Consider the following 25,328-nt stretch of genomic DNA (forward strand, 5'->3'; position numbering starts at 1 on the left):
TCTGGATGAAAATGACGATTATAAATGGAGGGTTTGCGATGCGTTTTAAAGACGTTTTTTCAATTATTGGTCCGTCCATGACAGGTCCATCAAGTTCACATACGGCTGGAGCGGCAAGATTGGGGCGAATTGCCCGTCAGTGGCTGGGATGCACGCCTGAACGCGCCCGATTAACTCTATACGGCTCGTTTGCTGATACGTATCAGGGGCATGGTACGGATCTTGCGTTGATTGGTGGCCTGCTTGATTATGTGACTGATGATCCACGTATACCGGATGCAGAACAATATGCAGAGGAAGCGGGTATGGAAGTAGAGTTTTTCACAAGCGGCCTGCCTGCTCCTCATCCCAATACGGTTAAGATTGAGCTGTGGCACGGAGACCGTGAATGCTCATTAATTGGTGCTTCCATCGGCGGGGGCAGTGTTTCCGTGCATGCATTGAATGATTTTCGTGTACAGATCAGCGGAGAGTTCCCCACACTTGTACTGCGACATTCGGACAAAGCAGGGGTTCTCGCTTCGGTAACCTCCACCATCAGTTCGTCCGGGGTGAACATCGGGTACATGCAAGTGGATCGGAAAGCCCGGGATGGTGAAGCACTGACAGCGATGGAGATGGATGGTGTGCCGAATCCTGAGATGTTGAACCGCCTACGGTCGCTGGATCATATGCTGGACATTCGCGTGATTGATTTGAAGAGAGGGGTCGAGCCTGATGCGGTTTAAACATCTACATGAACTAAATACCATCTGTACAGCAGAGTCCAAGACCATTGCCCAGCTGATGATCGAAGAGCAGGTTCAGGAGACGAATATCCCGGAAGCGGATGTTGTGCGGCAGATGTCGGATTACTACCAGGTGATGAAGGAAGCTGTACACAAAGGGCTGACAGAAGATACGACATCACGCAGCGGCTTGACTGGTGGAGATGGCAAAAAAATGGCTGAGTACATTCGTAAAGGTGAGACTTGTTCTGGAGATGCCTCTGCACTGGCCATGGCGTATGCCCTTTGTGTATCGGAAGTGAATGCCTCCATGGGTCGGATCGTTGCGACACCGACAGCCGGTTCCTGCGGCATCATTCCGGGTGTATTTATCAGCTCCCAGGAGCGTTTTGGCTGGAGTGACGAGCACCTGGTGAACGGTCTGTTCTGCGCGGGAGCGATCGGTTATGTCATTGCCAACAATTCATTTATCTCCGGTGCAGAGGGTGGCTGTCAGGCTGAAGTGGGTTCTGCTATCGGTATGGCCGCTGGAGCCATGGTGGAGCTGCGTGGAGGGACGCCGGAGCAAGTGGTTCATGCGGTTGGTCTCGCGTTAAAAAATACATTAGGCCTTATCTGCGATCCGGTCGCAGGCCTCGTGGAAATTCCGTGCATCGTCCGTAACGGACTGGGTGCGGTAACCGCTTTGGCTGCGGCCGATATGGCGCTTGCCGGGGTGCGTAGTGCCATTCCGTCTGACGAAGTCATTGATGTCATGCTGGAAGTGGGCAGTGCGATGCCAAGCAGGCACCGTGAAACGGCCCAAGGTGGGCTTGCTCAAACGCCGACAGGACGGAAAATGATGGAGAAGCTTGCCAAACCAAAGGCGAAGCGTGCTGAGCCTGAGGCTGAAGCCGAGACTCCTGCTGAAAATAAACCAGAAGCCAAGGCATAGTACCCATCAAAATGAACTGAATTTAACTCGTGGAGCCTGAATCATTAACGGTAATGATCTGCTCTCTCATGATATGAAAGCCGATATGAATTCTTCTTGGTGAAGAAGCGTATCGGCTTTTTGTTGTTCCAACAAAGAAAAATAAAAAGGTATTGACGTTTATATATCGTATTGATATATTACTTATTGTTATATATCGAAACGATATATATGACCGAGAATAAGTTATACAACTTAAGGAGATGGATAATATGAAAAGTGTTTTTCAAACGAGTATTCTGTTTTTGAAAAATGGAGCTACAGTGGTCGGGTTAATTACAGCCGTACTGTTCCAGGTTTTTTTTAATACCATTTGGCTTAGTGGATATGATCAGGTAAATGCACGGATGAATCAGCTTGCAGTAACTATCGTAAATGAAGATGGGGCTGCGGCGGAGCCTGTGGCAAAGTCTCTTGCAGAGGGCCTTAATTTCGCGATCAAACCCTCGGCAACTATGGAAGAAGCAAGGCGGATGTTGACGGACCGGGATGTATACATGATTATCGAGATTCCATCCGGTTTCATGCAGCAGGCGGGAGACTTGTCGAGCCCGGTGGCGGTGAAGTATGTGATGAATGAATCCAATGTAGCTACCGTAAAAAGTGTGATGCAGACCGTATCCGCACAAGTTACAGCGACGTTGAACCGTGAAGTACAGCAAAACAGCATTCGGGGAGTGCTGAATCAATCAGGTATGGCTGACGATCAGGCGAATGTTATGGCAGCGGGGTTATCTTCCCGGGTGGAGGCAGAAGTGGAACGGCTGAATCCAGTTCATAATTTTGCTTTTTCCATGGTACCGATGTTGATTGTGACGGCTACGTTTACAGGTGCAATGCTGCTTGGCATGAATCTGCAAAAGGTTTCTGGTGAACTCAGTAGCAGGGCAGGGAAATGGGAACGTTTCTGGGCACGAAATATCATCAATGTTGGTGCTGCATTTATCGTATCGCTCGTTGGAGCAGGAATGATGCATGTGATGGGTGTATCATCAGCAGACGGATGGTGGATGTTATGGTTATTTCAGTTGTTGATTACTTTATCTTTTCTATTCGTGGCGCAATTGAGCTTGCTGCTGCTTGGAAATGCTGGGGCATGGTTAAATAGTGCCTTGTTGCCTCTGCTGATGTTGTCATCAGGCGCAACCATTCCTCGCGATGTCATGCCTGATTTCTATCAACAGATCGGACATTATCTGCCGGCAACCTACGCGGTGGAGGGGATGATGAATCTGGTGCTTGGCGGCAACGGGATTAGTCGTGATGTTATGCTTCTGGTGGTGATTGGAGCGGCGACGTTGGTTCTGGGAGTGATATGCACGTGGATCAAACGTTCAGGTCCTGCACAATCCGGCATTCCTTTGGAGTCCAAGTCTGCACCGACACCTGTCGCTCTGACTGGGAACCTGCCATCACCTGATCGTGGATAACATGGATGATAATGATACACCCCCGTTTAACCAGATAAACTAATCCGTGAGCGGCTTATGATGTTGAACGTATAAGGGAGGATGTGATACGTTAAGAGGAATTGGAAAGGAGCGGTACACCGATGAACACGCAGCAGGTCATCCTCGGAATACTGCACAATCAGCCATGTTCCGGATATGAGATTAAGCAGTACTTTGAACAATACTTTTCATTTTTCTTCGATGCCAGCTTTGGCACCATATATCCTACACTTGCCAAGATGGAAAAGTCAGGGTTGTTAACCAAGGAATCCGTTAGACAAGAAGGGAAACCTGACAAAAATGTGTATACCTTAACAGCGGAAGGGTCTGCGGAGTTCAATACCTATTTGATGAGTCCCCTGGAAGCCGAGGTGTTCCGTTCTGATTTTCTGATGCGTCTGTATTTCGGAGAGCTGGCGGATGAAGATACTGTCACAGGCTGGGTACGGTCAGAGTTGAATCGTAAAGAATTGCTGTATGCTGAGCTGCAGCGCCAGATGAAGCAATTTGGCGAACAGATCTCACCTGCACAGCGTTTATGTATGCAAGTGGGGCTTGTGCAATACGAAGCTACCATCCGATTGCTCAAGGAGCAGTTAGCCTCGCCACAATAGTTTTCAATAGTATCCATCCATGTCTCAAATCAATTGACGATCCATCCATAACGCAGAAAAGCGCTTTACAGATCAATAACAGGTCTGTGAGCGCTTATTCGGCATTGCTTTCAGTACGTTGGAATTGCAAGGGTATAACAAAATTAAGAAGCTACGCGATATCTGTACTTAGTACAGCATATCCATATGCGGGCAGCTCAACGGCCAAGATTCCCTCTTCCTTGGCTGTGCGATAATTCTCGCCAAATAACTCCGTCCATTCTCCGGCGCCTGCCTCCAGCTCGACAATAGCAGTTTCTTCCGAACGATTGAACAGGATCAGAATGCGCTCTTTCTCATCCTGTCGTTCCATCACAAGCTGGCTTCCGCCTTCGCGGGCCTGCAGGAAGCGAATGCTGCCTTCTGCACGCAGGGCAGGGTGGGCATGGCGAAGTGCGATTAGCTTCTGATAAAAGGTGAACAGCTCGCGGTCCTGCTTCGTCTCGTCCCACTCCATACATTTCCGACAACCGGGATCATGATCCCCGTCCAGCCCAATCTCGTCTCCATAATAAATGCACGGAGTGCCCATATAAGTGAATTGGAACAGCGCGGCCAGTTTCATCTTCCGCTGGTCGCCCTCACATAAGGTGAGCAATCGTGGTGTATCGTGGCTGTCCAACAGATTAAACGCCACTTCGCTGGCTTGCAGCGCATAGCGGGACAGCTGTCGACCGATCGAGTTCGCGAACTGTTCGGCGTGCATGATATCTTTTACAAAAAAACGATTCACGGCTTCCGTAAATGGATAGTTCATCGAGGCATCGAACTGATCGCCTTGCAGCCAGGAGGAGGACTCATTCCATACCTCACCCAAGATATAGGCATCCGGATTCGCAGCCTTGACCACACGGCGGAAGTCACGCCAGAACGCATTATCCACTTCATCCGCGACATCCAGCCGCCAGCCGTCGGTACCCACTTCCTTGATCCAGTATTCGGCCACCTCCAGCAAATATGCCTTCACCTCAGGATTTTCCGTGTTTAGCTTCGGCATGTGGGCTTCGAATCCGAAGGTTTCATACGTAGGAACGCCATCCTTCACGTCCAGCGGAAATTCATGTACATGGAACCAGTCCTTGTATTTGGACTTCTCCCCGTTTTTTTGTACATCCACAAACGGCGCAAACGTCTTCCCGGAATGATTGAACACCGCATCCAATAGCACCCGGATTCCGCGCGCATGGCACAGCTCAACAAGCCGTTTGGCTGTATCTGCATCACCAAAATGCCGATCTACTCGCAGATAATCTTCGGTATCGTATTTGTGATTGGTTGTTGCCTCGAAGATCGGTGTAAAATAAATGGCGTTGATGCCCAACTCTTCAAGGTAATCCAGATGGTCGATGACGCCCTGGAGATCACCACCGAAAAAGTTAAATGGGGTCGGCTCACCACCCCACGCTTCCACATTTTCTGGATCAAGGTCAGGGTTGCCATTGGCGAATCGTTCAGGGAAGATCTGATAGAAAATCGCATCCTTCACCCATGCAGGCGGTGTAAATACAGCTCCGGGGTGGATATACGGGAACTGGAACATGTGACCAGGATCGTCTGGTTCATGCGTTTGGAAATCCGTTTCGGTCATCCAGATCTGTTCTGTGCCACTTTTTAGCAGGAAGGAGTACTTCAGACGGTGATACGGAGGCTTTACTTGCCCCTCATAATAATCAAACATGGAATCGGATGTATATTTGGTTAAAGGAACCAGTTCTTTGGTACGATCCCAGGCGTATTTGTCCCCAGTCAGGGCATGTACCTCGGTGAGATCATTCTTTTTGGCACGCAGACGAAGACGAATGGTATCCTTATCGTAGGCATAGGCCCAGTTCCGTTTCGGTTGATGAAAGATGGCTTCCAGCAGCATGTTGAATTTCCTCCCGTCGTATACACATGTATTATGTGAGCAAGTCGCAACATTCGATGCAGAATCATGCGAGGCGGATAATTAAGGTATAATTTAAAATAAAAGGACATCAATGATCGCGAGATCACCATTCGTACATTTTATATAAGTAAGATACTTCATTATGTTTCAAATATATAATTAACCCAAAGGGTGGAGAAAGGAAACGGATGCGGGCATGAAAACGAAACTGTTATACATTGAAGACGATACGGAAATTGCTACATGGGTTAGGGCCGACTTGGAGGAGCGCGGATATGAAGTGGTATGGCTGGGAAGTGGTGAAGGTGCGGCTGAAGCTGCCGGGGGCTGTTCGTTGGTTATTCTGGATGTCATGCTGCCGGGACTGGATGGATTTACGGTAGGACAACGACTCAAAAAGGAACATCCTGAAGTGCCCATTGTTATGCTTTCGGCCAGAACGTCCATTGACGACAAGCTGCACGGGCTTGATTTTGCCGATGATTATGTAACCAAGCCATTCCATCCCGATGAACTCGCCGCACGGATTGAAGTCCAGCTTCGGAAGGCAGGTACTGCAATCTCAGCTGATACGGTGGTGAAACTGGACCACTTGTCCATCTATGAGAAGGATCACCGGATTGTGAATGAGGAGACGGGGGAAGAGATTATTTTATCAGGCAAACAGTTTCATATCTTCGCCTACCTGCTCAGGCATATGGGCATGATTCGAACCAAGGAACAGATCTACGAAGCCGTTTGGAACGAGCCTTACCTGGACGGTGATAAGACATTAATGGTACATATTCGGCATCTGCGCGAGAAGCTGGAGCGTGACCCGGCGAACCCGACCATCATTCAAACCGTTCGTGGTGTCGGGTATCGTGTGAAGAAGCCATGAGCAAAAAGGCGATGATGCCCGATCCATCCAATAGAGACAGAGGAGTGAAACGGAGCTTTTCGGGTAAACGTAAAATGCGTTTTGGACGTACCTTGATGTCCCGGTATATTCTCCTGATCCTGGCGGCAGTTTTGTTTGTGCCAGTCGTTCTCCCGATTACATCCATCATCTATGTGGTGGTGGTGAACAATACGAATACGGGGAATACGGCACCTTATGGGGATGTCACAAAAATCAGCAACCTGTGGACGCGAGAATCCGAGAAGCTGGGTGGGGCGACCTCTGACGAAATTAATCAACGTATGGCACAGCTGCACCACAAATATCCCAAATCTTCGATGTACCGTGTGGACCAAAACGGTGAAACGGCATTTATTCTCGCTGGAGAGGACGTTGATGTATCGGAATCCACCGTGGATGGAACAAGGATGACGACATTGAAGTGGACGTTGAATCATCAGAGAACAGAGACCCAGATTCCAGCGATATGGAATTCAAACACTACCCTGGAATTTATGAAGGAAGCGTCTTATCGTGATCCGCTAACAGTGGTTTCTTTTGTAGGGGGAGATAGCGAAGACAAGGGACAAGGGTTTATGGTAATTGAGGTTCCAAGGTATCTTTTGCAAAAGCCGCAGAACAACTGGCCTATGGAACTCTTGTATTTGGGTGGATTGATGATGATTATCTTCCTTTTATTTATCATCATGTCTATCCTGTTCTTTGCGCGAATTCGCAAGCGGCTTATCCGGCTCCAGACGGCGATGATCACTCCGGGCAAGGAAGGAATCCCACTTCCAGTCGAAATCCGCAGATCGGACGAGATCGGACAGCTGGAGGAATCGTTTAATGAAATGGTGCATCAGTTAACAGACAGCCGCCACCGGGAGCGGGAGGAGGAACAGCTGCGCAAACGTCTAGTTGCGGGATTGTCACATGATCTCCGTACACCGCTGACGGTCATTCGCGGGCATATGCATTCCCTTCACAAAGAACCATTAAGCATGGCTGCGGATACCTCATTGCGTCGTATGGAAGCCAAGATGGATGACTTGAGCGGACTGATCGATAACATGTTATCGTACAACCTGCTCACCAGCGGGAAATATACATTGAAGCTGGAACAGAAGGACGTCCTGCGAATCGTTAGAGAAACAGCGGCGGCCTGGTATCCCGTATGGGAGAAAGAGCAGTTTGAGATCGATATCGATCTGCCGGAAGAACCGTTGATCTGGCAGGTGGATGAGCAGGGATTACGTCGTGTTCTCGATAACCTGTTTCAGAATGTCATCCGTCATGCAGTGAGTGGAAAATATATTGGCATATCAACAGAACAGATCCATGGGGAGACAGCTCTTGTTATTCATGATAGGGGCCCAGGATTGCAGGAAGATTCGGATACCAAAGGAACGGGTCTGGGGTTATCCATCGTGGATCTGCTGATTCGTGAGATGGGACTGCGGAAGAGGGTGCACAGCTCCGAGAATGGATTGCGGGTGTTTCTCTATAGCGGCGGGGAAGCTGGCAAACCGAGGCCCTAACCTTTTTTTAAACTAAACTTAAACTTCAGGCAGCTTCAGCTTTAACCTTGGAAGGTTACGATGATATCCGAGGTGATCAAACAGTGAGTGATAACATTATTCAAACCGCTAACTTATGGAAAACATACCGGGACCGTGCGGCGGTCCGTGAACTTGATCTGCATATTAAAAAGGGAGACATCTACGGCTTCCTTGGTCCCAACGGGGCTGGTAAAACAACAACCATTCGTATGCTCCTTGGCTTAATCAAGCCGACCAAAGGAGTCATCCGTATCTTCGACAAGGATATCCGCAAGGATCGCATGGACATTCTGCGACGTGTAGGGTCATTGGTTGAGTATCCTTCATACTATGGTCATCTGAACGCGGTGGAGAATCTGGAAACCTTGCGCCGGATATTAAATGTACCCAAATCGAGGATTGCCGAAGTGCTATCCATCGTGGATCTGACCCGGGATGCCAAACGTTCCGTAAAAGGTTACTCGCTTGGCATGAAACAGCGTCTGGGGATTGCAAGTGCCTTGTTGGGTCAGCCGGAGCTGCTGATTTTGGACGAGCCGACGAACGGTCTTGATCCAGCGGGCATCCAGGAGATTCGGGAATTAATCAAACGCATGCCCCTGGAACACGGCATTACCGTCCTAGTGTCCAGCCATTTGCTGAGTGAAGTGGAACAGATGGCGAGCCGGGTCGGCATTATCCGTGAGGGGAAAATGGTACTTCAGGATACAATCGCCAATCTGCATAGCCAGACGGGTAGCTCCATTCGATTGACGGTTTCCGAGCCCGAAGAGGCGATGAAGCTGGCAAGAGAGCAGGGACAGTTCGGTCAACGTGAAGGAGCCGCGCTCACGTTCCCGTACATGGATAATAGCGCCATTGCCTTGCTGGTCCGTCGATTGGTTGAGCAGGACCATGCGGTCTATCGTGTGGAAGAGCACCGTCAATCTCTGGAAGACTTGTTCATGCGGGTTATCGGCGAGGGGGCGGCGATATGACGGGCCGTGCGTTATCGTCTGACTGGCTCAAAATTCGTGGTAAAGGCATCTGGTTTCTCGTTTTTCTGGCACCCATTGGACTGACAGTAATGCAGGCTCTGAACTTCGGGCTTCGTTTGGGCTATCTGAAAGAACAGTATGGGGATCATTTGTGGGAGGGTTTGCTGGACAATGTGGTTGTTTTTGTACCACTTGCCTTGATGCTGGGGGCGACGATTCTCAGTTCGATGATCGCAAATGTTGAACATGAGCAGGGATCATGGAAGCAATTGCTGGCGATGCCAATCCCAAGACCTGCGGTGTACCTGGCCAAGTTCCTGCTCGCTTGTATGCTGCTCATCATCTCCTGTTTGTTATTAACAACAGGCATTATTGGTCTGGGACTGGTGCTTGGATTCAACGCGGGTGAGATTCCCTGGATACATGCAATCAAGCTGGGCTTACTGCCACTGGCTGGAGCACTTCCAGTGTTATCACTGGAGCTATGGCTGACGATGGTAAGCAAAAATCAGGCTCTTCCGGTCACTCTCGGTATTGTACTCGCGGTAATGGGCATGTTCGCACTCAGTATCTCACCATACTTTCCGCTTGCATGGGCACAGATGGCTTGGGTCAGCCCAAAACCATTTTTGTACGTCGGTTTGGGCATAGGTTCGGGTCTCCTGATCATGTTGCTGGGGATGATGCATTTTAGCCGGAAGGATGTGGCCTAAGATGAGTTTTGCAACAACCTATTTCCGAATCCTGTCCTCTGAGCGACTCAAAATGGGCAAATCACCTGTCTGGCTTCTGATTCTGCTGAGTCCGTTAATTGCGCTGCTGATTGGGCTATTATCCACACCTTCAGATCAATGGAGTGTGCTTATGGGCTCAATGGTCTTTCTGCACGGTTTGTTATTGCTGCCCATCCTGACCGGCGTATTTACGTCTTTCGTCTGTCGTTTCGAGCATGCGGGTGGAGGCTGGAAGCAAATGCTGGTGCTGCCGCTCACCCGTACGGGCGTATATGCGGGCAAATTGACCATCGTGATTCTGCTTCTGGCAGGTACACAATTGCTGTTGCTCGGGTCCATCCTGCTGGCAGGTATGATCCAGGGCATGACGGATCCTATCCCATGGGGATTCCTTACAGGAAAGCTGCTGCTGGGGCTATTCGCTTGTGTGCCGCTCGCTGCTCTTCAAATGTTCGTTTCCTTGGTATGGAGCAGCTTTGCAGCACCGCTAGCATTGAACTTTGCGTTAACCGTACCGAACATTCTGATCGTGAACTCGGCTACGTTTGGCCCGTATTACCCTTGGGCGCAACCAATGATTTTAATGACACCGCTTGAAGGTGGAGGATTCGGAGCGTACAATGTTCCGCTTGGGACTATGCTGGCAGTGGTTGGGGGTAGTGCAGTTCTCTTCATTTTAATCGGAGTGTTATATTTTAGAAAAAAAGAAATTTAATTTTCGCAATTAAGTTGTCTAATAAATTCCTTTTAAGCAAACATAGACCTCAGTTATTGACGAGCTATGTCGCTTAAAGGGGATTTTTTTGTCGTTTATACATGGTTTTTGGTGAAGAGATTGTAAGCAAATTTGAACTGGAATCTGGTAAAATAAAAAAAGCTGTTTCTAGGAAGGCTTACATGGTTATTCGAGGGTAGGCCCATTTCTCCGAAAATTATATTTTTTGGTTGTTAGATGAAGATATAGGCTAAGAAAAGAGGGGTAAGCCTTGGATATTAATAAAACGGAAACCCTAAAGCGCATTATTTCTGAGGGAAGTTCTTACCAATCATTGTTTTTTAATCACCCGGATGCCATATATGTGATGGACATCCATGGAAATTATATTGATGCCAATCCCTCGATTGAGAGGATCTCAGGGTATACTTTTGAAGAACTCCGTAGCTTGAATCGAGATAGAATATGCCCTCCCGAGAGTGAGGAGTCACGTAAAGAATACATTCGCGAGGTACTGGCTGGACATTCAGTCAGTAAATCGATCACGTTTTATCATAGAGACGGTTCTCTGAAACAGGCCGAGATTACCTATGTACCCATAACGGAACAAGAAGTTATCGTGGGGATATACGGTATTGCCAGGGATGTAACCGAGATCGTAGAAGTCGAACGTAAGTTGCATGAAACGCAGGAGAAATATCAGATACTGGCGGATCATGCCCAGGACCTGATCACCACGACGTCCATGGATGGCAAGTTGCTTTATGTTTCACCTTCTGTCTATCCTTTGCTCGGATATCGTCCGGAGGAAGTCACAGGCAAGCTCCTGAAGGATTACTGTTACCCCGGGGATTACCCTGAACTTCTGGAGATGTCGTCGAGTGGGAATGGCTGCAAGATGCGGGTGCTTCATAAGAAGGGGCACTACATCTGGATGGAAACACTGGCAAAGCCTGTGGCCGGAGAAGAGGGTAAGAATACGCAGATTGTAAGCGTCAGCCGGGATATTACCCAGCATAAAAACGCAGAAAGACGTCTTAGAGAGAGCCGTCAACGATACAAATCTCTGTTTGAACATAATCCAGCAGCGGTATACTCGCTGAATCTCGAAGGCAAATATACTGCAGTGAACCGGAATCTGGTCAAAATGCTGGATGTACCTCGAAGCAAATTGATCGGGCAGTCCTTTCTTTCGCATTTGGATAAATGTGAAGTACACGGCGGGCAGGCATATTTCGAACTGGTGAAGCAGGGGAAACCTCAACATTATGAAACGCGGATCGTGAATTCCAGTGGCCGGAAGGTAGATGTATCTATCATTAATGTTCCCATCATTGTGGAACAGGAACTTGTGGGTGTGTATGGAATCTTGTCTGATATTACGGAGCGTAAGGACTATACGGAACAGATTCAGGAGCTTAGCAAACAGCATGCCCTGATTCTTAACACGGTTACAGAGGGCATCTACGGATTGGACGCAGATGGCATCACCCGATTTATGAATCCGGCTGCTGCTTCCATGTTCGGCTACGAAGCGGAAGAGTTTGTCGGCAAAAGCTCGCATCCTATCATTCATCATTCACGTGCAGACGGCAGCTATTTCCCAAAAAATGAATGTCCTATTCATATGACAGTGATGGATGGGCAGCGCCGTACAGTGAAGGAGGATGTGTTCTGGCGCAAAGACGGAACCAGCTTTCTGGTGGAATACCAGGTTACACCGATTATCGATGAGGGTCAGATTCGTGGCGCCGTTATCGTGTTCAATGATGTGACTGGTGATCGCGAAATTGTGCGCGCCAAGGAAACCGCTGAACTTGCAGCACAGGCCAAGTCGGAATTCCTGTCCATGGTCAGTCATGAAATTCGGACACCAATGAATGGAATCGTAGGCATGACTGAATTGCTGATTGGCACGGATTTATCAGAGGAACAGCGAGAATACGCCGAGATCATCCGTGAGAGCGGCGATGCACTCTTGAATATCTTGAATGACATCCTTGATTTCAGTAAATTGGAATCCGGGAAAATGGCTTTGGCCTATGAACCGTTCTCGCTGAGGATCATGTTGGAGCAGGTTGCGGAACTTTTCTCCCCTAAAGCGGAAGAGAAGCAGTTGAAGATCCGATATCGTCTCAATCCCGACATTCCTGAGTTTATGGTGGGCGATGCGATGCGTATTCGGCAAATTCTCGTCAATCTGGTGAGCAATGCCATGAAGTTTACGGATCAGGGGAGCATTGATGTTACTGTGGATATTATTCGCGGCAGCAGACCGGAAGCGAGTGTGTTGGATTTTGCGGTGAAGGATACAGGGATCGGTATTCCAGAGGATAAGCTGGATCAGTTGTTCCAGTCATTCTCTCAACTGCATCCTGTCATTAACCGCAAATATGGCGGGACAGGTCTTGGATTGGTCATCTCGAAGCGGCTCGTGGAGATTATGGGTGGCAGTATCAGTGTGGAGAGTGAAGATGGAAAAGGATCAACCTTCCGCTTCGCTGTGCCTGCTACAAGTGTAGATGCGACTGCAGAGCAATCTGCACGTCAATTCAGCCATGATCGAACACGCCAAGGGGATAAAGTGGCTATGCGTATTCTTGTTGCCGAGGACCACCCGGTAAACCGGAAGATTTTGACAGAGTATCTGGAGAAGCTTGGTTACCAAGCAGATGTATGTTCGAATGGAGTCGAGGCTATCGAAGCCATTTCACAGAATGCCTATGATATTGTTCTCATGGATCTTCAGATGCCTGTTATGGATGGACTCAAAGCGACAGATCTTGTACACCGATTAATTCCGCAGGAGCGTATTCCAGCTATTATAGCGGTAACCGGAAATGCCAAACGTGAAGACAAGGAAGCTTGTCTGGAGATTGGGATGCGTGACTTTATCAGCAAACCCGTTATGCTGAGTGAACTGAAACGGGTGCTTCAGCAGTGGGGGCCGACGGATGAACCTCAGCTTGCACCAAGCTGAAATCGTACTCCCAAGGTGGATTAAAACAAACAAACACAAAAATGCCAATGACACTTCTGAATCAGGAGGTTATTGGCGTTTTTGTGTTTCTGATTATTTTGTTATGGACCATCCTTGAATAGCTGAACTGGTCAAACCAGGGTAAGACGATTGATGTTGCCTGACAAAACCTCACAGGAGCGCTCAAATTTCTCGCGTTCAGATGCATCCAGGTTTAATTCGATAATCTCTTGGATCCCATCCCCGCCAATAATGGCTGGAACACCTGCACATACGTTGCTCTGTCCATACTCTCCATCAAGGATCGCGGACACGGCAATAATCTTGTGTTCATCATTGAGAATCGAACGGGTAATATGTGCGAGTGCGTTACCGATTCCGAATTGAGTGGAACCTTTACGAGTGAATATTTCCCAACCGGCATCTTTCGTTTTGCGGGCGATATCTTCCAGATCCAGATGTTTGAAACGTTCCTTGTGCTGCTCCATAATGTGCATAATCGGTTTGCCTCCGATGGTAACATGCGACCATGCGACGAACTGGGATTCCCCATGCTCCCCGAGAGCATATCCGTGCACGCTGCGAGGATCGATGGAGAAGACTTCGGACAACAGCGTTTTGAGCCGTGAGGAATCAATAGACGTACCTGTCCCAATGACTCGTTCACGCGGAAGACCGGACAGCTTCCATACCATATAAGTTACTATGTCAACCGGATTGGCTGCGACGACAAAAATCCCTCGGAATCCGCTATTCATGATGGGAACAACGATGTCTTTGGCGATGGACTCCGCTTCTTCCAGGATATCCAAACGAGTCTGCCCTGGCTTCGGATTCGCTCCGGCAGTCAGGACAATGACGTCCATACTGCCGCAATCTGCATAAGTGCCAGCGTATACCTTTGTGCGGTTATGCGTGAAGTCCATACAATGGGAAAAATCCAGCGCCTGTGCAACCGCGCGATCATACGTCCGGTCAACCATCATAATTTCTCTGCATATCGATTGATTAATCATGGAATACGCACAACTTGAACCGACAAGTCCCGCCCCGATCACCGCTACTTTACCTGATTTGCCTAACACTGCCGTTCAGCCCCCATTACCATTTGATTTATCCGTTCACAATGATACATATGTTAAGTATAGTCCTTTATTTTATGCTAATAATTGCTTCTACGTTACATAAGATAACACATGGAAAAGCTGTGCAGCAATGATTTCCTCTGTCGCGGGAGCGTATTGGAGTGATGGAGTTAACAAAATTGACATGAATAATTCATTTTCATAAAAAGTGACGGCGTTTGCATCAGCATATTTCGACATGACAGCATTCATGTTCATTGTCGGATGAAGGGTTATTTTTACGAATGAGGCAACTGACAAAAGTTCTTATGAATCCGCAGAAACAGAAGAAAAGCGTCAAAGGGATCAGCAAAGAGACTGACGAATACATACGGACAAGCAAATGAAAAATGCGTACTTGATCTATGAGACAGGTCGACCCGATCCGATGACAGTTCCAGAAGGGAACGCTGAAGCCACTACCTTGTACCAAAAAGACTTCATTCCGGGAGGGAATAATAATGATTGCAGAAGCAGGAGCAACGACGGAAACGGCCAAGAGCCTGGGCATTGGTGCCAGTACTCTTCGTAAATATGCGGCAGCACTTGAGGAACAGGGATACCGATTTGAACGTTCCGCCAACAAATCCAGACTGTTCAAGTCGGACGATATCGAGTGCATTGAACGCTTGATGACAGAGCTTAGGGAACATAACCTGCCGCTTTCGGATGCTGTAGTCACCGTACTGGCTCCAGAAGTGCCTGTGATGACAGTGAAGGATGCTTCGGAGATGGAATGTGCGGCTACGGTGATGCCCGCAATATTTCCTGAGGCACCTGAACCGACTGGAGCCCTAAGATCTTATGAAGGTCTGGGACAACTCGTGAGTGAAGTGACATACGGTGCTGTCGGACAGCAGGATGATCAGGTCCAACTACTGCAGCATCGGGTGGACGAACTGGAGTTAACGCTGCAGCATCTGGCGGATACCCATCTTGCTCTTCAGGAGCAGATGGAGAAGCAGCGTCTTTGGATGAATGAGAAGCTGGAAGAGGAGCGGGATCGTGAACTGGTCACCAATCTGCGCAGCTTCCAGGGAAGAAAACGCAAACCCAAAGGAACATCGCTCCGAATGTTGTTTGGGCTGCTGCCCAAAAAGCACAAAGAAGCCTGAGAACTCGGCCCATGCTCGTCGTGATTTTACACAGATAGCTTGATATAATGAGCCCATACAACAACAAGACTGGCTGCTGATCTGCTCTTTTTAAACGGAAAACAGAAGATTAGATGGCTGGCGTGGGAGGATCTGTGGAGCTGCGACGAAGCTGGCAAAGACTGCTCGGCCTATGGACTGATCGTCCCCGGCGGAAAGGTACGAAGATCGCCGGGCGTTATACGATATATGACTTGCTCGGCATGGGAAGTTATGGACTGACGTACCTGTGTACTGATGAACAGACTGGCAAGGATGTGGCGTTAAAAGAGTCCAAACCCAGCAAAGGTAGACTCGCTGTACGGTTGCTGGACAGGGAGGCGGATGTGGTGAATCGGATGGATCATCCGGCTATCCCTAAGTTGCTGGATGTGTTCACATATCGTGCGCGTAGTTACATTGTTACCGAGTACATCCTTGGTGAGACACTGGAACAGTGTATATTCGAGCAAGGCCGCAAATATACGGAACAGGATTGTCTGGAGCTGGCAAAGCAACTGCTGGCTCCCATTATGCATGTTCATGAGCAGGGATATATTCATGGAGATGTGCGTATTCCAAATGTCATTTTACGTGACGGGCAGGTGCGTTTAATTGATTTTGGCCTGGCGCGGCGCATGGGGGAGCCGTTGTGGCCTGAGCTGAAACGCCGGATGCGTGAATTACCTGAACCTGAAGATGAACTGGCTGCACCTGACCAGGATTTGCAGGATCTCGGTCATTTTCTTTTGTTCATGCTGTATTCCGCTTACGAGCCAGAGAAGGGCCGCAAACCGGCCAGCTGGCAGGAAGAACTCAAGCTCACGAAGGAAGTTCGCGACATCCTGGAACGACTGCTTGGACTTCGTCCAGGCTATGAAGGTGAAGCACTGAAGTTACAGGCAGATATTGACCGTGTGCTGATAAAATTGCGATGAAGAAATAAATAAGGGTTGTTTTGCTAACCGTGAAGACGGCAAGCAGAACAACCCTTTTAATACATATACGATGATTTAACGCCAGTCTAAATGAAACGAACATTTCTGTTTGGAAATCGTAATACCAGCTTAGCTGGAGCTGTATTTTCTGCTTTTATAGTAACCGGAGCCATGGCGGTTATCCCGGTGTTTTGCATCCGAAGATGAATATCGTCTGTAGTTGCGTTTGCCAGAGGAACTGCTGTGACGTTTATATGAGTGTCTATCCGATGAGCTGTTACGCCTATGATGAGATGAAGATTTAGAATCGAGGAGTTTGCCGATAATCTTTTTGAACATGAACGTTCATCCTTTCGTCTTCAACCGTTTTAAGCATATACGGAGCTTTGTTAGACGGGTTTCGAATTTTTTTAAGGGGAATTGTATTTATTGGACAGGGGCGAGGTGTATAATAGAATGTTGAGGATTACACGGAATTTTTTATTTTGAGCATTTCGCGTTACAATAGAAGACAGGATGAGATTTTAACGGACAGGAGTAGTTGTAATGATTACGTTGAAAACCAAAGAACAAATCGAACTTATGAAGAAGGCCGGAGAAATTCTTGCCGCATGCCATAGAGAAATCGCCGGAATGATCCGTCCAGGGATCACGACACAGGAAATTGATCAGTTTGCCGAAGCTTTTATGAAGAAAAATGGCACTACGCCGGAACAAAAGGGATACAACGGGTATCAATATGCGACATGTGCGTCGGTTAATGATGTGATCTGTCATGGATTTCCGGGAAAATATGTACTGCAGGATGGGGACATCGTTACGATTGATATGGTCGTGAATCTGAACGGCTGGCTGGCTGATTCCGCGTGGTCGTATGCGGTGGGTCAGGTGACTCCAGAAGCACAACATCTATTAGACGTGACCAAAACATCCCTCTACAAAGGGATTGAACTGGCTGTGATCGGCAACCGGATCGGTGATATCTCCAATGCGATTCAGACGTATGCGGAAGGAGAAGGCTTATCGGTTGTCCGTGAATTTATCGGTCACGGAATTGGCGAGAAAATGCATGAGGAACCACAGGTGCCTCACTACGGCCCACCACACCGTGGTCCACGTCTCAAGGAAGGCATGGTTATTACGATTGAGCCGATGCTGAACATTGGTACGTACCGTAGCAAGCTCGACTCGGATGGTTGGACAGCGCGTACTCAGGATGGAAGCCTGTCTGCCCAATATGAGCATACGATTGCCATTACAGCAGATGGTCCTGTTATTCTGACTGCTCAATAATGGCTCCCAATGTCTCCAATGTGATGATATTTGCATATTTCAAGGCGGCCCACGTTTGTGATCCGCCTGTTTCGGTTTAAACTATTTAGAGGCGATACACATAGAGCCGGTGGTTAATAATATCAGCTGACAGAGGTTTAACCCCTGTCCACTGGCAAGAAGGAGGTCATTTTGGTGTCTGAAAATAAACAGATCGTACTTGCGTCTCGTCCCGAAGGTGCCCCATCCAGAGAAGACTTTAAATTCATTGATGCACCGCTTCCTGTACCGGATGCAGGACAAGTTCTGGTACGTACGCTATATTTGTCTGTAGATCCATACATGCGGGGCCGCATGAAAGATACAAAATCCTATGCTCCCCCCTATGCGTTGAATGAAGTGATCAAGGGCGGAACGATTGGGCAGGTGGTGGATTCTTCGGAACCCAATCTGCGCAAAGGGGATTTAGTATCCGGCATGTGGGGCTGGCAGCAGTATGCAGCCGTAAATACGGGAGATATTTCCCTGATTGATACAGAAGAGGCTCCAATTACGGCTTACCTGGGTGCGTTGGGCATGACCGGTTTGACCGCTTATTTTGGCATGGAAGACATCGGTAAGCCGAAGGATGGCGAAACGGTGGTCGTATCGGGAGCCGCCGGAGCGGTAGGCATGATTGCGGGCCAGATCGCCAAGATTGTAGGTGCGCGTGTAATCGGGATTGCAGGTTCTGACGAAAAATGTGAGTATCTGAAAGAAAAACTGGGATTCGATGTGGTGTTGAACTATAAGCACGAAGAGGATATGTCTGCTGCCATTGAACGGGCTTGCCCGGCTGGCGTAGACGTCTATTTCGACAATGTTGGCGGTGAAATCTCGGATGCGGTACTGCGCCATATTAATCGGAATGCACGTATTCCACTCTGTGGACAGATTTCGTCATATAATCTGGAGAAACCGGATATCGGCATGCGCCCACAGACGTTATTGTTAACCAATACAGCGTTGATGAAAGGTTTTCTGGTGGGTGACTATGCCAAGTCCTTCAAGGAAGGCCGAGCCAAGCTAGCAAAATGGATCAAGGAAGGCCACATTCAGTTTGAAGAAAACATTGTGGAAGGTTTTGACCAGACGCCTGAAGCATTTATGGGCCTCTTCTCAGGAGATAACTTGGGTAAACAGCTTGTAAAGGTTGCGGACCCCGAATAGATATAGAATCCCTAGAACATATGCCAGCACAAGAAAAGACACGTTCCGCACGATGAAGTGCACAGAACGTGTCTTTTTAGTTGTTAGGATGTTGCGATGAAGCTAAGATTCGGCAGCAACAACTTCCTTATAGTGTTTGTACATATATACCCGCCAGCGTACGATCATACCGAAGGCCAGAAGGAAGAACAATCCACCCGTTTGAGGAATGCTTACATAACGCTGAATGACTTCATGCAGGATTAGGCGTATTGCCAGCAATCCAAGCAGAATGAACGCGAAGCTTCGTGAACGGGTGGCAAAAATTTCTTCGTTAACTCGTTCAAAGCGAGTACTGCGAATGAGGGGATACGAGAATATAAACCAGCCCACCAACAGCGCGATAAGTGCCCATAGAAGCGGAACATGTGTCTCAGGTACAACAAACATGAGAAAACCCGTACTCATTCCCAGCGGGGGAATAAGTATTTTGCGAATGGTTACCGGACGGTGGCTGGCTTTCATTCGAATAAAAATGGCAAGTAGGGCCATGACGAGCATACCCAGAGTTGCACCGATCTGAAGGTAAGACGGACTGATTTGAGCCACGTAAAACTCCCTCTTTCTGGAATAATATGTTATCCGGACATCCGGAACATGATGCGAATTACCGGAATTTTCTGTTTCTATTATATCACAAACGAAGAAAGCCGATAGAATGCTTAGTGTATCATTTACCCGGATTGTATATAGAGGGTTCATTTGAAAAATTTGTATTATTGTACCCAGTGTGAGGCGGTTTATTCGAGTAAGGGGAAATCAGGAAATGAACGATCATGTACGGATGAATGTCCACCTTATCGGTGGGCAAAATGCTGGGTGGTTTGAAGGGAAAACCGTTTTGTTACTACAGTTGTCCAGTATCATATGTGGAAGTGTGCTTGTGCTCCTGCTATGCGCGTATGGCTACATCCTATGGGATAAGCATGCAGCGAGGCGAAGGGTGGTCGTGCAAGCAAAATGGTTGCATGAGTTTAATGCAGAAGGTGAAGGTTCCGCCCTAAGGAATTATTTTGACACAGGAGAACTTGACTCCGCTTTGCTTAATATGTCGGGAGATCAACAGGCTGTGTTGCAGGGCATCTTGTTACAACGACTGTCTCAAGGGCCCCGAGAAATGGAGCTTGCACGTATTCGCTTCTTGTCTTGGAGAGTCTTTGAAAGTTCATACAGAACAAGGCTTGGATCGAGGAAGTGGAGCGTTAGGGTTAACACTTTGTTATACGTCGAGCAATTTCATATGATAGAACTATTGCCCAAGCTTGAGGACATCCTTCGTTCTGCTTCATGTACGCCGCTTGAGCGGTTCATCATCTTACGCATGTATGCCAGAACAGGGTATATGAGAGTTTTGAAGGAATTACTGCGAAAGGATACGTTGCTTTCCGATTCACAGTATTTGCAGATCTTGTTACCGCTCACAGATGAGATGTGGTTGAAACTAATGGAACATTTCAAGGAACTATCTTATCAGGTCCAGTGTACGTTCATTGATGCTCTGCGAATCCGTGATGAACAGACAGATAACGCTATTTCATTGCTGGAGGCACTGATCCTTGGAGGGGATGCTGAACTTCGCACCCGCTCGTTACAGGCGCTCGCCCATGTTGAAAAGAAGGATAAGCGTTTGCTGAGACAGTTGTTGCTGGTATGGAATGAGCAGGGTGACGAAAGGCCACGCTCGGAGCGTTTAGTTGTGGCCCGATTGATGGGCAGCATTCGTGAAGAAGCTTTTGTCCCGCTACTGAAAAGGTTGATGGGAGACCCTTCTTTTCAAATCAGGCAGGAGGCAGCGAATTCACTTGCTCGATACGAGCAGGCGGTTGAGGAACTGCGCTATACAGCCTCAGAACACCCGGATAAATACGCAAGGCAGATAGCGGAGGAAACGCTGGAAAGGAAGCAGTATGGACGAAAGATGGATTAATATGCTGCGGAGTTTGATTGTGGCGTGGCACGAGGGGATTTTGATATACCTTATACTCGCCATTGTGATGTTCAGTGTACTGTTTCTCGCTGCTGTCCGGATGCTGATCCGGCAGAGGGATGTGGACTCGCTTCAATATGATGAGATGCTGAATGAGGAGCTGGCTCCGCCGGTATCACTTCTTGTCCCAGTGTACAACAGCGAGAACATGATTGTTGACCGTGTCGAACGTTTGTTGGAAACGCAATATGCTCTCTATGAAATTATCATCATCAATGATGGTTCCCAAGATGGAACCATGCAGCAGCTAATGGATACGTATGATTTGTTGCCTATTCAGAGTAAAGTTCATTATTCGGGTCTGGAACGGGAGATTGGACAGATCAGGGCAGTGTACCGATCTATGGTGCACTGCCATCTCCTCGTGATTGATAAGGAGTATGGTGGCCATATGGATTCACTGAATGTGGGGATCAACATGTCTCAATATCCCTATGTTGCATCGATTGGACAGGCGACTGTGTTAGAAAGGGATGCGTTGGTGAAGATCATGAAACCAGTTATGAGCGCTCTTCCGGGTGAAGAGATCGTCGCTTGCAGCGGCAGGGTAGATATGGCCAATGGGAAGTACCCATTTACTTCGATTCAAGGCATTACATCGTCAGAACGGGAATTAAGCCCCCTGCTTATAATGCAATATATTGAATATGTGCGAGCTTTTTTGATCAGTGGCATAGGACTTGTACGATATAACATCAATATTCTGTTGTTTACATCACAAGCTTTCGGTGTTTTTAAAAAAAATAGGATCATGGAAATCGGCGGTTACAACACGGATTCTCATGTAGGTCACATTGAGCTTGTCATGCGGTTGCACAAACATATGAAACAGATGAAAGAGCCTGGACGTATTATATACATTCCCGATCCGATCTGCAGTGTCAACGTACCGGAGTCCTGGAGCCAACTGCTGAAGCAGCGTGCTGGCTGGCATAGACAGCTCGCGGGCAGCCTATGGGAACAGCGCAGCATGATTGGAAATCCGCACTATGGGTGGATGGGGATGGTATCGATTCCTTATTTTATCCTTGTTGAACTGATGGGACCGGTTCTGGAGATTGCGACGATAATTTTTCTGATCTCGGGAATGTGGTTACAAATTGTGGATGTCAAGCTATGTCTGGTCCTTGCTCTGCTTCTGGTGCTCTACGGTTCCCTGTTGTCGGCTTGCGCGGTGATGTTTGAAATATGGTCCTCCCGCAGAGCATATACGTTTCGTGAGGTGACACGACTGTTTTTGTACGCATGCTCAGAGACATTTTGGTTTAGACCTATGAACAATGTATTCCGTATTTACGGACTGTTGCAGGTCGTGGGATACGGGAAGAAGGACAGTAAGCACGGAAAGGGGTAGTTTGCCGATCATCGTAATACCTTGGAACAGAGCAAGGAGGAATACGCTTCATGAATAGAAATCACAGGCCGCTCACGGTATGGACATTGGCTTGCTTGACCGTGGTATCAGTGGTCCTGGTTATTCCCTGGATTTTGTGGCAATCACAGGCACCGATACCGCTTAACATCATGATTGTTGACAAAGGTAAACCGGACTTGTCCTATGTAGGGCATAAGGGACTGGTGTGGATTTTGAATCAACAGAAGATTGTCCAACAGACAGGGGAGCATTATACGTATGAAGAAGACTACTACGGATATGATATACAGAACGGAATCTCCCGTATTGAACGGAAATTGCCGGATGAGGTAACCGACACGGACCTGATCTATCTGACGGCTAATCATCATCTTTCATCTACAGATACGAATGAGCGTATACAAGACAAAGCCTATGAAGGTCTCACGATCTATGATGCGCACAAAATCCGTGAAGCCGCAACCAAAGGTGTAACGATTGTTGCTGAGTTTAGCGCCTTGTCGAATGCTGTTTCGAACATGACAAAAGAGCAATTGTATCCGATTCTGGGTATGAAAAGCAGTGGATGGCAGGGGAGATCGGTATCGGATCTGCAGAGCCTGGATGAAGTGCCGCAGAGAGTCCGAATGAACTACGAGCTTAGAGAGAAAAGGGATTGGCCCTATCACGGAGCAGGTATTTTATTGGTTCATGAGGATGGACGGGTGATTGTACTGAAGAAAGGCCGGGATGTAAAGAGCGGTGACGTAAAGCTCTCCTTTACACAGGAAGGTGAGGAATGGAGTGGAATTACCCGGGATATCCATTACAGCGAATGGTTCGACATTATTGTGCCTCAACAACAGGCTGATGTACTGGCCTGGTATAAGACGGATCTGACGGAGAATGGTCAGCAGAAACTGATGGACGCAGGTATTCCGGTGGAATTCGCTGCTCTTATCCGGAATGAGGGCTATAATCGGACGTATTATATGGCAGGGTCCTTCGGAGAGCTGGAGCATTATTCGTTCTGGCGCCGTATCAAGGGATGGGATGTAGTAAAAACGAAGCTTACACCGGATCAAAAGGGTGTCCCTGATCGGTTTTACTGGAAGGTATACGTACCCGTAATGAAGAAGATTTTGCAGGAAGTCCAATCAGGGCAAGCACCCTGGCAATAGAAAAACCGTTCCTTTGGTTGCGGGACGGTAGGATACATAAGGAGGGCTGCAGATCATCTGCAGCCCTCCTCTATTTGGCATCAAAGATATATCGGGTTTTATGAATGAAGATGTTGCAATCCATTCAGGAAAGCGGCCACGGAAAGTTGCAGACTCTCATCCGGGTCAAAGTTCATACCGAAGCCGCCTTTTTCACCCATGGAGGCGAAGCCATGGCAAAGACTGCGTAATCCGCGAACGGCATGGAGCGTTTCCGCTTCACTTAGTGTATAGGGCTGCAACAGGCGGAGCAACAGATTTAGGGCAGCTGTACTCTCCACAACGAGCTGTGGTTCCTGACGGTCCGGGGCGTGGAAGAAGGCTTCGTACAGCCCTGGATGCTTGCGGACGAAGCCGATATATGCAGCAGCGACCTCCTGAATGGCTTCGTCGCCGGAACGGCCGGCGGAAGCCTCAGTTAATGCAAGCCTGAGCTGCTGTGCGGACATCAACGCCAATTCCTGGCGAAGCCCGGGAAGACCGTTGATGTGGTTGTAGAGCGACGGGGAGCGCACATCCAGCCGCTGGGCCAGAGCGGCCAGTGTTAGCGAATGGAATCCGTCGCTGTCGGCAAGCTGGACGGCGGCGCTTAACAGAACGCCGCGATCCAGCCCTTGGCGGGGGCTCACAGATGCCCCCCGGCAGGGCGCAGCCGCTGCTCCGCGTCTGCTGTAGCTGCTCGCATAGCCGCAGCGGGCTGACGCAGCATTCGTCCGTGCCCTACAGCGAGCACGGACGGCTCCAGCTCAGCCAAGCGCTTGGCGCTGGCAAGAGCAAGTTCACGGTTCCACGTCGCCAGCGCGGGGAACGGAAAGAGCGGGCGCAGCCGGCCGGATACGGCGAGACCGCCGTGCAGCTGATACGCGTCGCCAGCGATGAGCACGCGGCTGCGCGTATCCATGAAGGCCATATGGCCCGGCGTATGGCCTGGGGTAGCAATGGCGACCAGGGATCCGATCCGGTCGCCATCATCGAGCAAGCGATCCGGCCGGGTGCGGATCGCTTTGGGTACACTACCGCGTACCGGAGTCTGCGGCTCGCCGGGAAGCAGGGAAGCGTCTCCGGCCAGCAGCGGGGCATCTCTTCTTGAGATGCAGACCTCGGCTTCAGGCAGCGCATCCTTAAGACCGTCCAGTGCACCAACATGGTCGCCATGGGCGTGAGTCAGAATGATTCTGGTAATCGGTTTACCCAGGGATTGTGCAGTAGATAGAATCCCCTTCAGACTGAATGGCATTCCGGCATCAATAAGGGTAAACCCATCTTTTTCTTCAACAAGATATACGTTCACGGGGAAGAGGCGTGGAAGGAATGAAACCTGGACAACATCATGCTCACGTGTAATTCGCATCATTGAACCCTCCTTAAAACTAATGTTGTTAGTAATATAACTAATATCATTAGTTTTTGCAATACCCTATGAAGATATGCTTAAAAAATAGGATATTTTAAGCCGTAAAATCACTTTACAAAAAAAGCGTTTTCAAAATGAGAATAACCGATTATAATAA

At 48.5% G+C, this 25,328-nt stretch carries 22 protein-coding genes and 1 pseudogene; 17 read left to right on the forward strand and 6 right to left on the reverse strand.

Annotated features, from left to right (window positions below):
• Nucleotides 1-38: 38 nt before the first annotated feature.
• From sdaAB to RS891_RS02475, 4 genes are all read left to right on the forward strand, one after another.
• Nucleotides 39-728 (forward strand): L-serine ammonia-lyase, iron-sulfur-dependent subunit beta, encoded by a 690-nt coding sequence (gene sdaAB / locus RS891_RS02460; RefSeq protein WP_024632230.1) that lies wholly within the window; start codon nt 39-41, stop codon nt 726-728.
• Nucleotides 718-1,662: an L-serine ammonia-lyase, iron-sulfur-dependent, subunit alpha gene (gene sdaAA / locus RS891_RS02465; RefSeq protein ID WP_113055159.1), complete on the forward strand. Its 945-nt coding sequence runs from the start codon at nt 718-720 to the stop codon at nt 1,660-1,662. Before sdaAB ends, sdaAA begins: the two co-directional genes overlap by 11 nt.
• Nucleotides 1,663-1,913: 251 nt before the next feature.
• Nucleotides 1,914-3,131 carry a YhgE/Pip domain-containing protein gene (locus RS891_RS02470; protein ID WP_315794330.1) on the forward strand — a complete coding sequence of 406 codons (1,218 nt, stop codon included), beginning with the start codon at nt 1,914-1,916 and terminating at the stop codon, nt 3,129-3,131.
• A gap of 122 nt (nt 3,132-3,253) precedes the next feature.
• Nucleotides 3,254-3,766 carry a PadR family transcriptional regulator gene (locus RS891_RS02475; RefSeq protein ID WP_113055155.1) on the forward strand — a complete coding sequence of 171 codons (513 nt, stop codon included), beginning with the start codon at nt 3,254-3,256 and terminating at the stop codon, nt 3,764-3,766.
• 151 nt (nt 3,767-3,917) lie between these two features.
• Here RS891_RS02475 and RS891_RS02480 read toward each other — a convergent pair whose 3' ends face one another.
• On the reverse strand, nt 3,918-5,672 hold the full coding sequence (locus RS891_RS02480) for an alpha-glycosidase (protein ID WP_315794331.1): 1,755 nt from the start codon (nt 5,670-5,672) through the stop codon (nt 3,918-3,920).
• 217 nt (nt 5,673-5,889) lie between these two features.
• On the opposite strand from RS891_RS02480, the gene RS891_RS02485 reads away from it, so the two are divergent.
• The 6 genes from RS891_RS02485 to RS891_RS02510 all read left to right on the forward strand — a co-directional run bounded on the left by RS891_RS02485 (nt 5,890) and on the right by RS891_RS02510 (nt 13,541).
• Nucleotides 5,890-6,573: a response regulator transcription factor gene (locus RS891_RS02485; RefSeq protein WP_099858628.1), complete on the forward strand. Its 684-nt coding sequence runs from the start codon at nt 5,890-5,892 to the stop codon at nt 6,571-6,573.
• Complete coding sequence (locus RS891_RS02490; protein ID WP_315794332.1) at nt 6,570-8,114, forward strand: HAMP domain-containing sensor histidine kinase; 1,545 nt, start codon at nt 6,570-6,572, stop codon at nt 8,112-8,114. Before RS891_RS02485 ends, RS891_RS02490 begins: the two co-directional genes overlap by 4 nt.
• An 83-nt stretch (nt 8,115-8,197) precedes the next feature.
• Nucleotides 8,198-9,112, forward strand: coding sequence for an ABC transporter ATP-binding protein (locus RS891_RS02495; RefSeq protein WP_315794333.1), 915 nt, complete (start codon nt 8,198-8,200; stop codon nt 9,110-9,112).
• Nucleotides 9,109-9,825 carry an ABC transporter permease gene (locus RS891_RS02500; RefSeq protein WP_315794334.1) on the forward strand — a complete coding sequence of 239 codons (717 nt, stop codon included), beginning with the start codon at nt 9,109-9,111 and terminating at the stop codon, nt 9,823-9,825. Before RS891_RS02495 ends, RS891_RS02500 begins: the two co-directional genes overlap by 4 nt.
• Before the next feature lies 1 nt (nt 9,826).
• Nucleotides 9,827-10,561, forward strand: coding sequence for an ABC transporter permease (locus RS891_RS02505; RefSeq protein WP_113055148.1), 735 nt, complete (start codon nt 9,827-9,829; stop codon nt 10,559-10,561).
• Nucleotides 10,562-10,832: 271 nt separating this feature from the next.
• A complete protein-coding gene (locus RS891_RS02510) occupies nt 10,833-13,541 on the forward strand; it encodes a PAS domain S-box protein (RefSeq protein ID WP_315794335.1) in 2,709 nt (902 codons plus the stop codon).
• Nucleotides 13,542-13,672: 131 nt separating this feature from the next.
• On the opposite strand, the gene RS891_RS02515 is transcribed toward RS891_RS02510, so the two are convergent.
• Nucleotides 13,673-14,626 (reverse strand): L-lactate dehydrogenase, encoded by a 954-nt coding sequence (locus RS891_RS02515; RefSeq protein WP_064642616.1) that lies wholly within the window; start codon nt 14,624-14,626, stop codon nt 13,673-13,675.
• 500 nt (nt 14,627-15,126) lie between these two features.
• Between RS891_RS02515 and RS891_RS02520 the strand changes: the two genes are divergently transcribed.
• The 4 genes from RS891_RS02520 (at nt 15,127) to RS891_RS02535 (ending at nt 19,217) form a co-directional block, all read left to right on the forward strand.
• Entirely contained in the window at nt 15,127-15,780 is a 654-nt protein-coding gene (locus RS891_RS02520) for a MerR family transcriptional regulator (protein ID WP_315794336.1), read from the forward strand.
• A gap of 134 nt (nt 15,781-15,914) precedes the next feature.
• Nucleotides 15,915-16,736: a serine/threonine protein kinase gene (locus tag RS891_RS02525; protein ID WP_315794337.1), complete on the forward strand. Its 822-nt coding sequence runs from the start codon at nt 15,915-15,917 to the stop codon at nt 16,734-16,736.
• Between the two features lie 546 nt (nt 16,737-17,282).
• Nucleotides 17,283-18,029: a type I methionyl aminopeptidase gene (map, locus tag RS891_RS02530; protein ID WP_315794338.1), complete on the forward strand. Its 747-nt coding sequence runs from the start codon at nt 17,283-17,285 to the stop codon at nt 18,027-18,029.
• A 174-nt stretch (nt 18,030-18,203) separates the two neighbouring features.
• Nucleotides 18,204-19,217 (forward strand): NADP-dependent oxidoreductase, encoded by a 1,014-nt coding sequence (locus RS891_RS02535; RefSeq protein ID WP_113055138.1) that lies wholly within the window; start codon nt 18,204-18,206, stop codon nt 19,215-19,217.
• A 102-nt stretch (nt 19,218-19,319) separates the two neighbouring features.
• Here the strand turns inward: RS891_RS02535 and RS891_RS02540 are convergent, their stop codons facing one another.
• Complete coding sequence (locus RS891_RS02540) at nt 19,320-19,805, reverse strand: CcdC family protein (protein ID WP_175382111.1); 486 nt, start codon at nt 19,803-19,805, stop codon at nt 19,320-19,322.
• Nucleotides 19,806-20,022: 217 nt separating this feature from the next.
• Between RS891_RS02540 and RS891_RS02545 the strand changes: the two genes are divergently transcribed.
• The 3 genes from RS891_RS02545 to RS891_RS02555 are packed head-to-tail and all read left to right on the forward strand — an operon-like array spanning nt 20,023 to nt 23,778.
• The gene (locus RS891_RS02545) at nt 20,023-21,183 is read left to right on the forward strand and encodes a HEAT repeat domain-containing protein (protein ID WP_315794339.1); all 1,161 of its coding nucleotides are present in this window, start codon (nt 20,023-20,025) and stop codon (nt 21,181-21,183) included.
• On the forward strand, nt 21,164-22,597 hold the full coding sequence (locus RS891_RS02550; RefSeq protein ID WP_315794340.1) for a glycosyltransferase family 2 protein: 1,434 nt from the start codon (nt 21,164-21,166) through the stop codon (nt 22,595-22,597). The genes RS891_RS02545 and RS891_RS02550 overlap by 20 nt, the downstream gene beginning before the upstream one ends.
• A gap of 50 nt (nt 22,598-22,647) precedes the next feature.
• Nucleotides 22,648-23,778 (forward strand): hypothetical protein, encoded by a 1,131-nt coding sequence (locus RS891_RS02555; protein ID WP_315794341.1) that lies wholly within the window; start codon nt 22,648-22,650, stop codon nt 23,776-23,778.
• A 98-nt stretch (nt 23,779-23,876) separates the two neighbouring features.
• Here the strand turns inward: RS891_RS02555 and RS891_RS02560 are convergent, their stop codons facing one another.
• From RS891_RS02560 to RS891_RS02570, 3 genes and pseudogenes are all read right to left on the reverse strand, one after another.
• On the reverse strand, nt 23,877-24,266 hold the full coding sequence (locus tag RS891_RS02560; protein ID WP_258530778.1) for a TetR-like C-terminal domain-containing protein: 390 nt from the start codon (nt 24,264-24,266) through the stop codon (nt 23,877-23,879).
• Nucleotides 24,267-24,317: 51 nt separating this feature from the next.
• Nucleotides 24,318-24,446: pseudogene (locus tag RS891_RS02565) on the reverse strand (TetR family transcriptional regulator); the annotation flags it as partial.
• A complete protein-coding gene (locus tag RS891_RS02570; protein ID WP_181586703.1) occupies nt 24,443-25,168 on the reverse strand; it encodes an MBL fold metallo-hydrolase in 726 nt (241 codons plus the stop codon). The gene RS891_RS02570 and the pseudogene RS891_RS02565, both read right to left, overlap by 4 nt.
• Nucleotides 25,169-25,328 lie beyond the last annotated feature (160 nt).

The organism is Paenibacillus sp. BIC5C1, from assembly GCF_032399705.1.
GTDB classification, from domain to species: domain Bacteria; phylum Bacillota; class Bacilli; order Paenibacillales; family Paenibacillaceae; genus Paenibacillus; species Paenibacillus taichungensis_A.

What these genes read in the sequence shown, in the direction of transcription:
- sdaAB (WP_024632230.1), top strand. Translation starts at nt 39, where the DNA reads ATGCGTTTTAAAGACGTTTTTTCAATTATTGGTCCGTCCATGACAGGT.
- sdaAA (WP_113055159.1), top strand. Translation starts at nt 718, where the DNA reads ATGCGGTTTAAACATCTACATGAACTAAATACCATCTGTACAGCAGAG.
- RS891_RS02470 (WP_315794330.1), top strand. Translation starts at nt 1,914, where the DNA reads ATGAAAAGTGTTTTTCAAACGAGTATTCTGTTTTTGAAAAATGGAGCT.
- RS891_RS02475 (WP_113055155.1), top strand. Translation starts at nt 3,254, where the DNA reads ATGAACACGCAGCAGGTCATCCTCGGAATACTGCACAATCAGCCATGT.
- RS891_RS02480 (WP_315794331.1), bottom strand. Translation starts at nt 5,672, where the DNA reads ATGCTGCTGGAAGCCATCTTTCATCAACCGAAACGGAACTGGGCCTAT.
- RS891_RS02485 (WP_099858628.1), top strand. Translation starts at nt 5,890, where the DNA reads ATGAAAACGAAACTGTTATACATTGAAGACGATACGGAAATTGCTACA.
- RS891_RS02490 (WP_315794332.1), top strand. Translation starts at nt 6,570, where the DNA reads ATGAGCAAAAAGGCGATGATGCCCGATCCATCCAATAGAGACAGAGGA.
- RS891_RS02500 (WP_315794334.1), top strand. Translation starts at nt 9,109, where the DNA reads ATGACGGGCCGTGCGTTATCGTCTGACTGGCTCAAAATTCGTGGTAAA.
- RS891_RS02505 (WP_113055148.1), top strand. Translation starts at nt 9,827, where the DNA reads ATGAGTTTTGCAACAACCTATTTCCGAATCCTGTCCTCTGAGCGACTC.
- RS891_RS02520 (WP_315794336.1), top strand. Translation starts at nt 15,127, where the DNA reads ATGATTGCAGAAGCAGGAGCAACGACGGAAACGGCCAAGAGCCTGGGC.
- map (WP_315794338.1), top strand. Translation starts at nt 17,283, where the DNA reads ATGATTACGTTGAAAACCAAAGAACAAATCGAACTTATGAAGAAGGCC.
- RS891_RS02545 (WP_315794339.1), top strand. Translation starts at nt 20,023, where the DNA reads ATGAACGATCATGTACGGATGAATGTCCACCTTATCGGTGGGCAAAAT.
- RS891_RS02550 (WP_315794340.1), top strand. Translation starts at nt 21,164, where the DNA reads ATGGACGAAAGATGGATTAATATGCTGCGGAGTTTGATTGTGGCGTGG.
- RS891_RS02555 (WP_315794341.1), top strand. Translation starts at nt 22,648, where the DNA reads ATGAATAGAAATCACAGGCCGCTCACGGTATGGACATTGGCTTGCTTG.
- RS891_RS02560 (WP_258530778.1), bottom strand. Translation starts at nt 24,266, where the DNA reads ATGTCCGCACAGCAGCTCAGGCTTGCATTAACTGAGGCTTCCGCCGGC.
- RS891_RS02570 (WP_181586703.1), bottom strand. Translation starts at nt 25,168, where the DNA reads ATGCGAATTACACGTGAGCATGATGTTGTCCAGGTTTCATTCCTTCCA.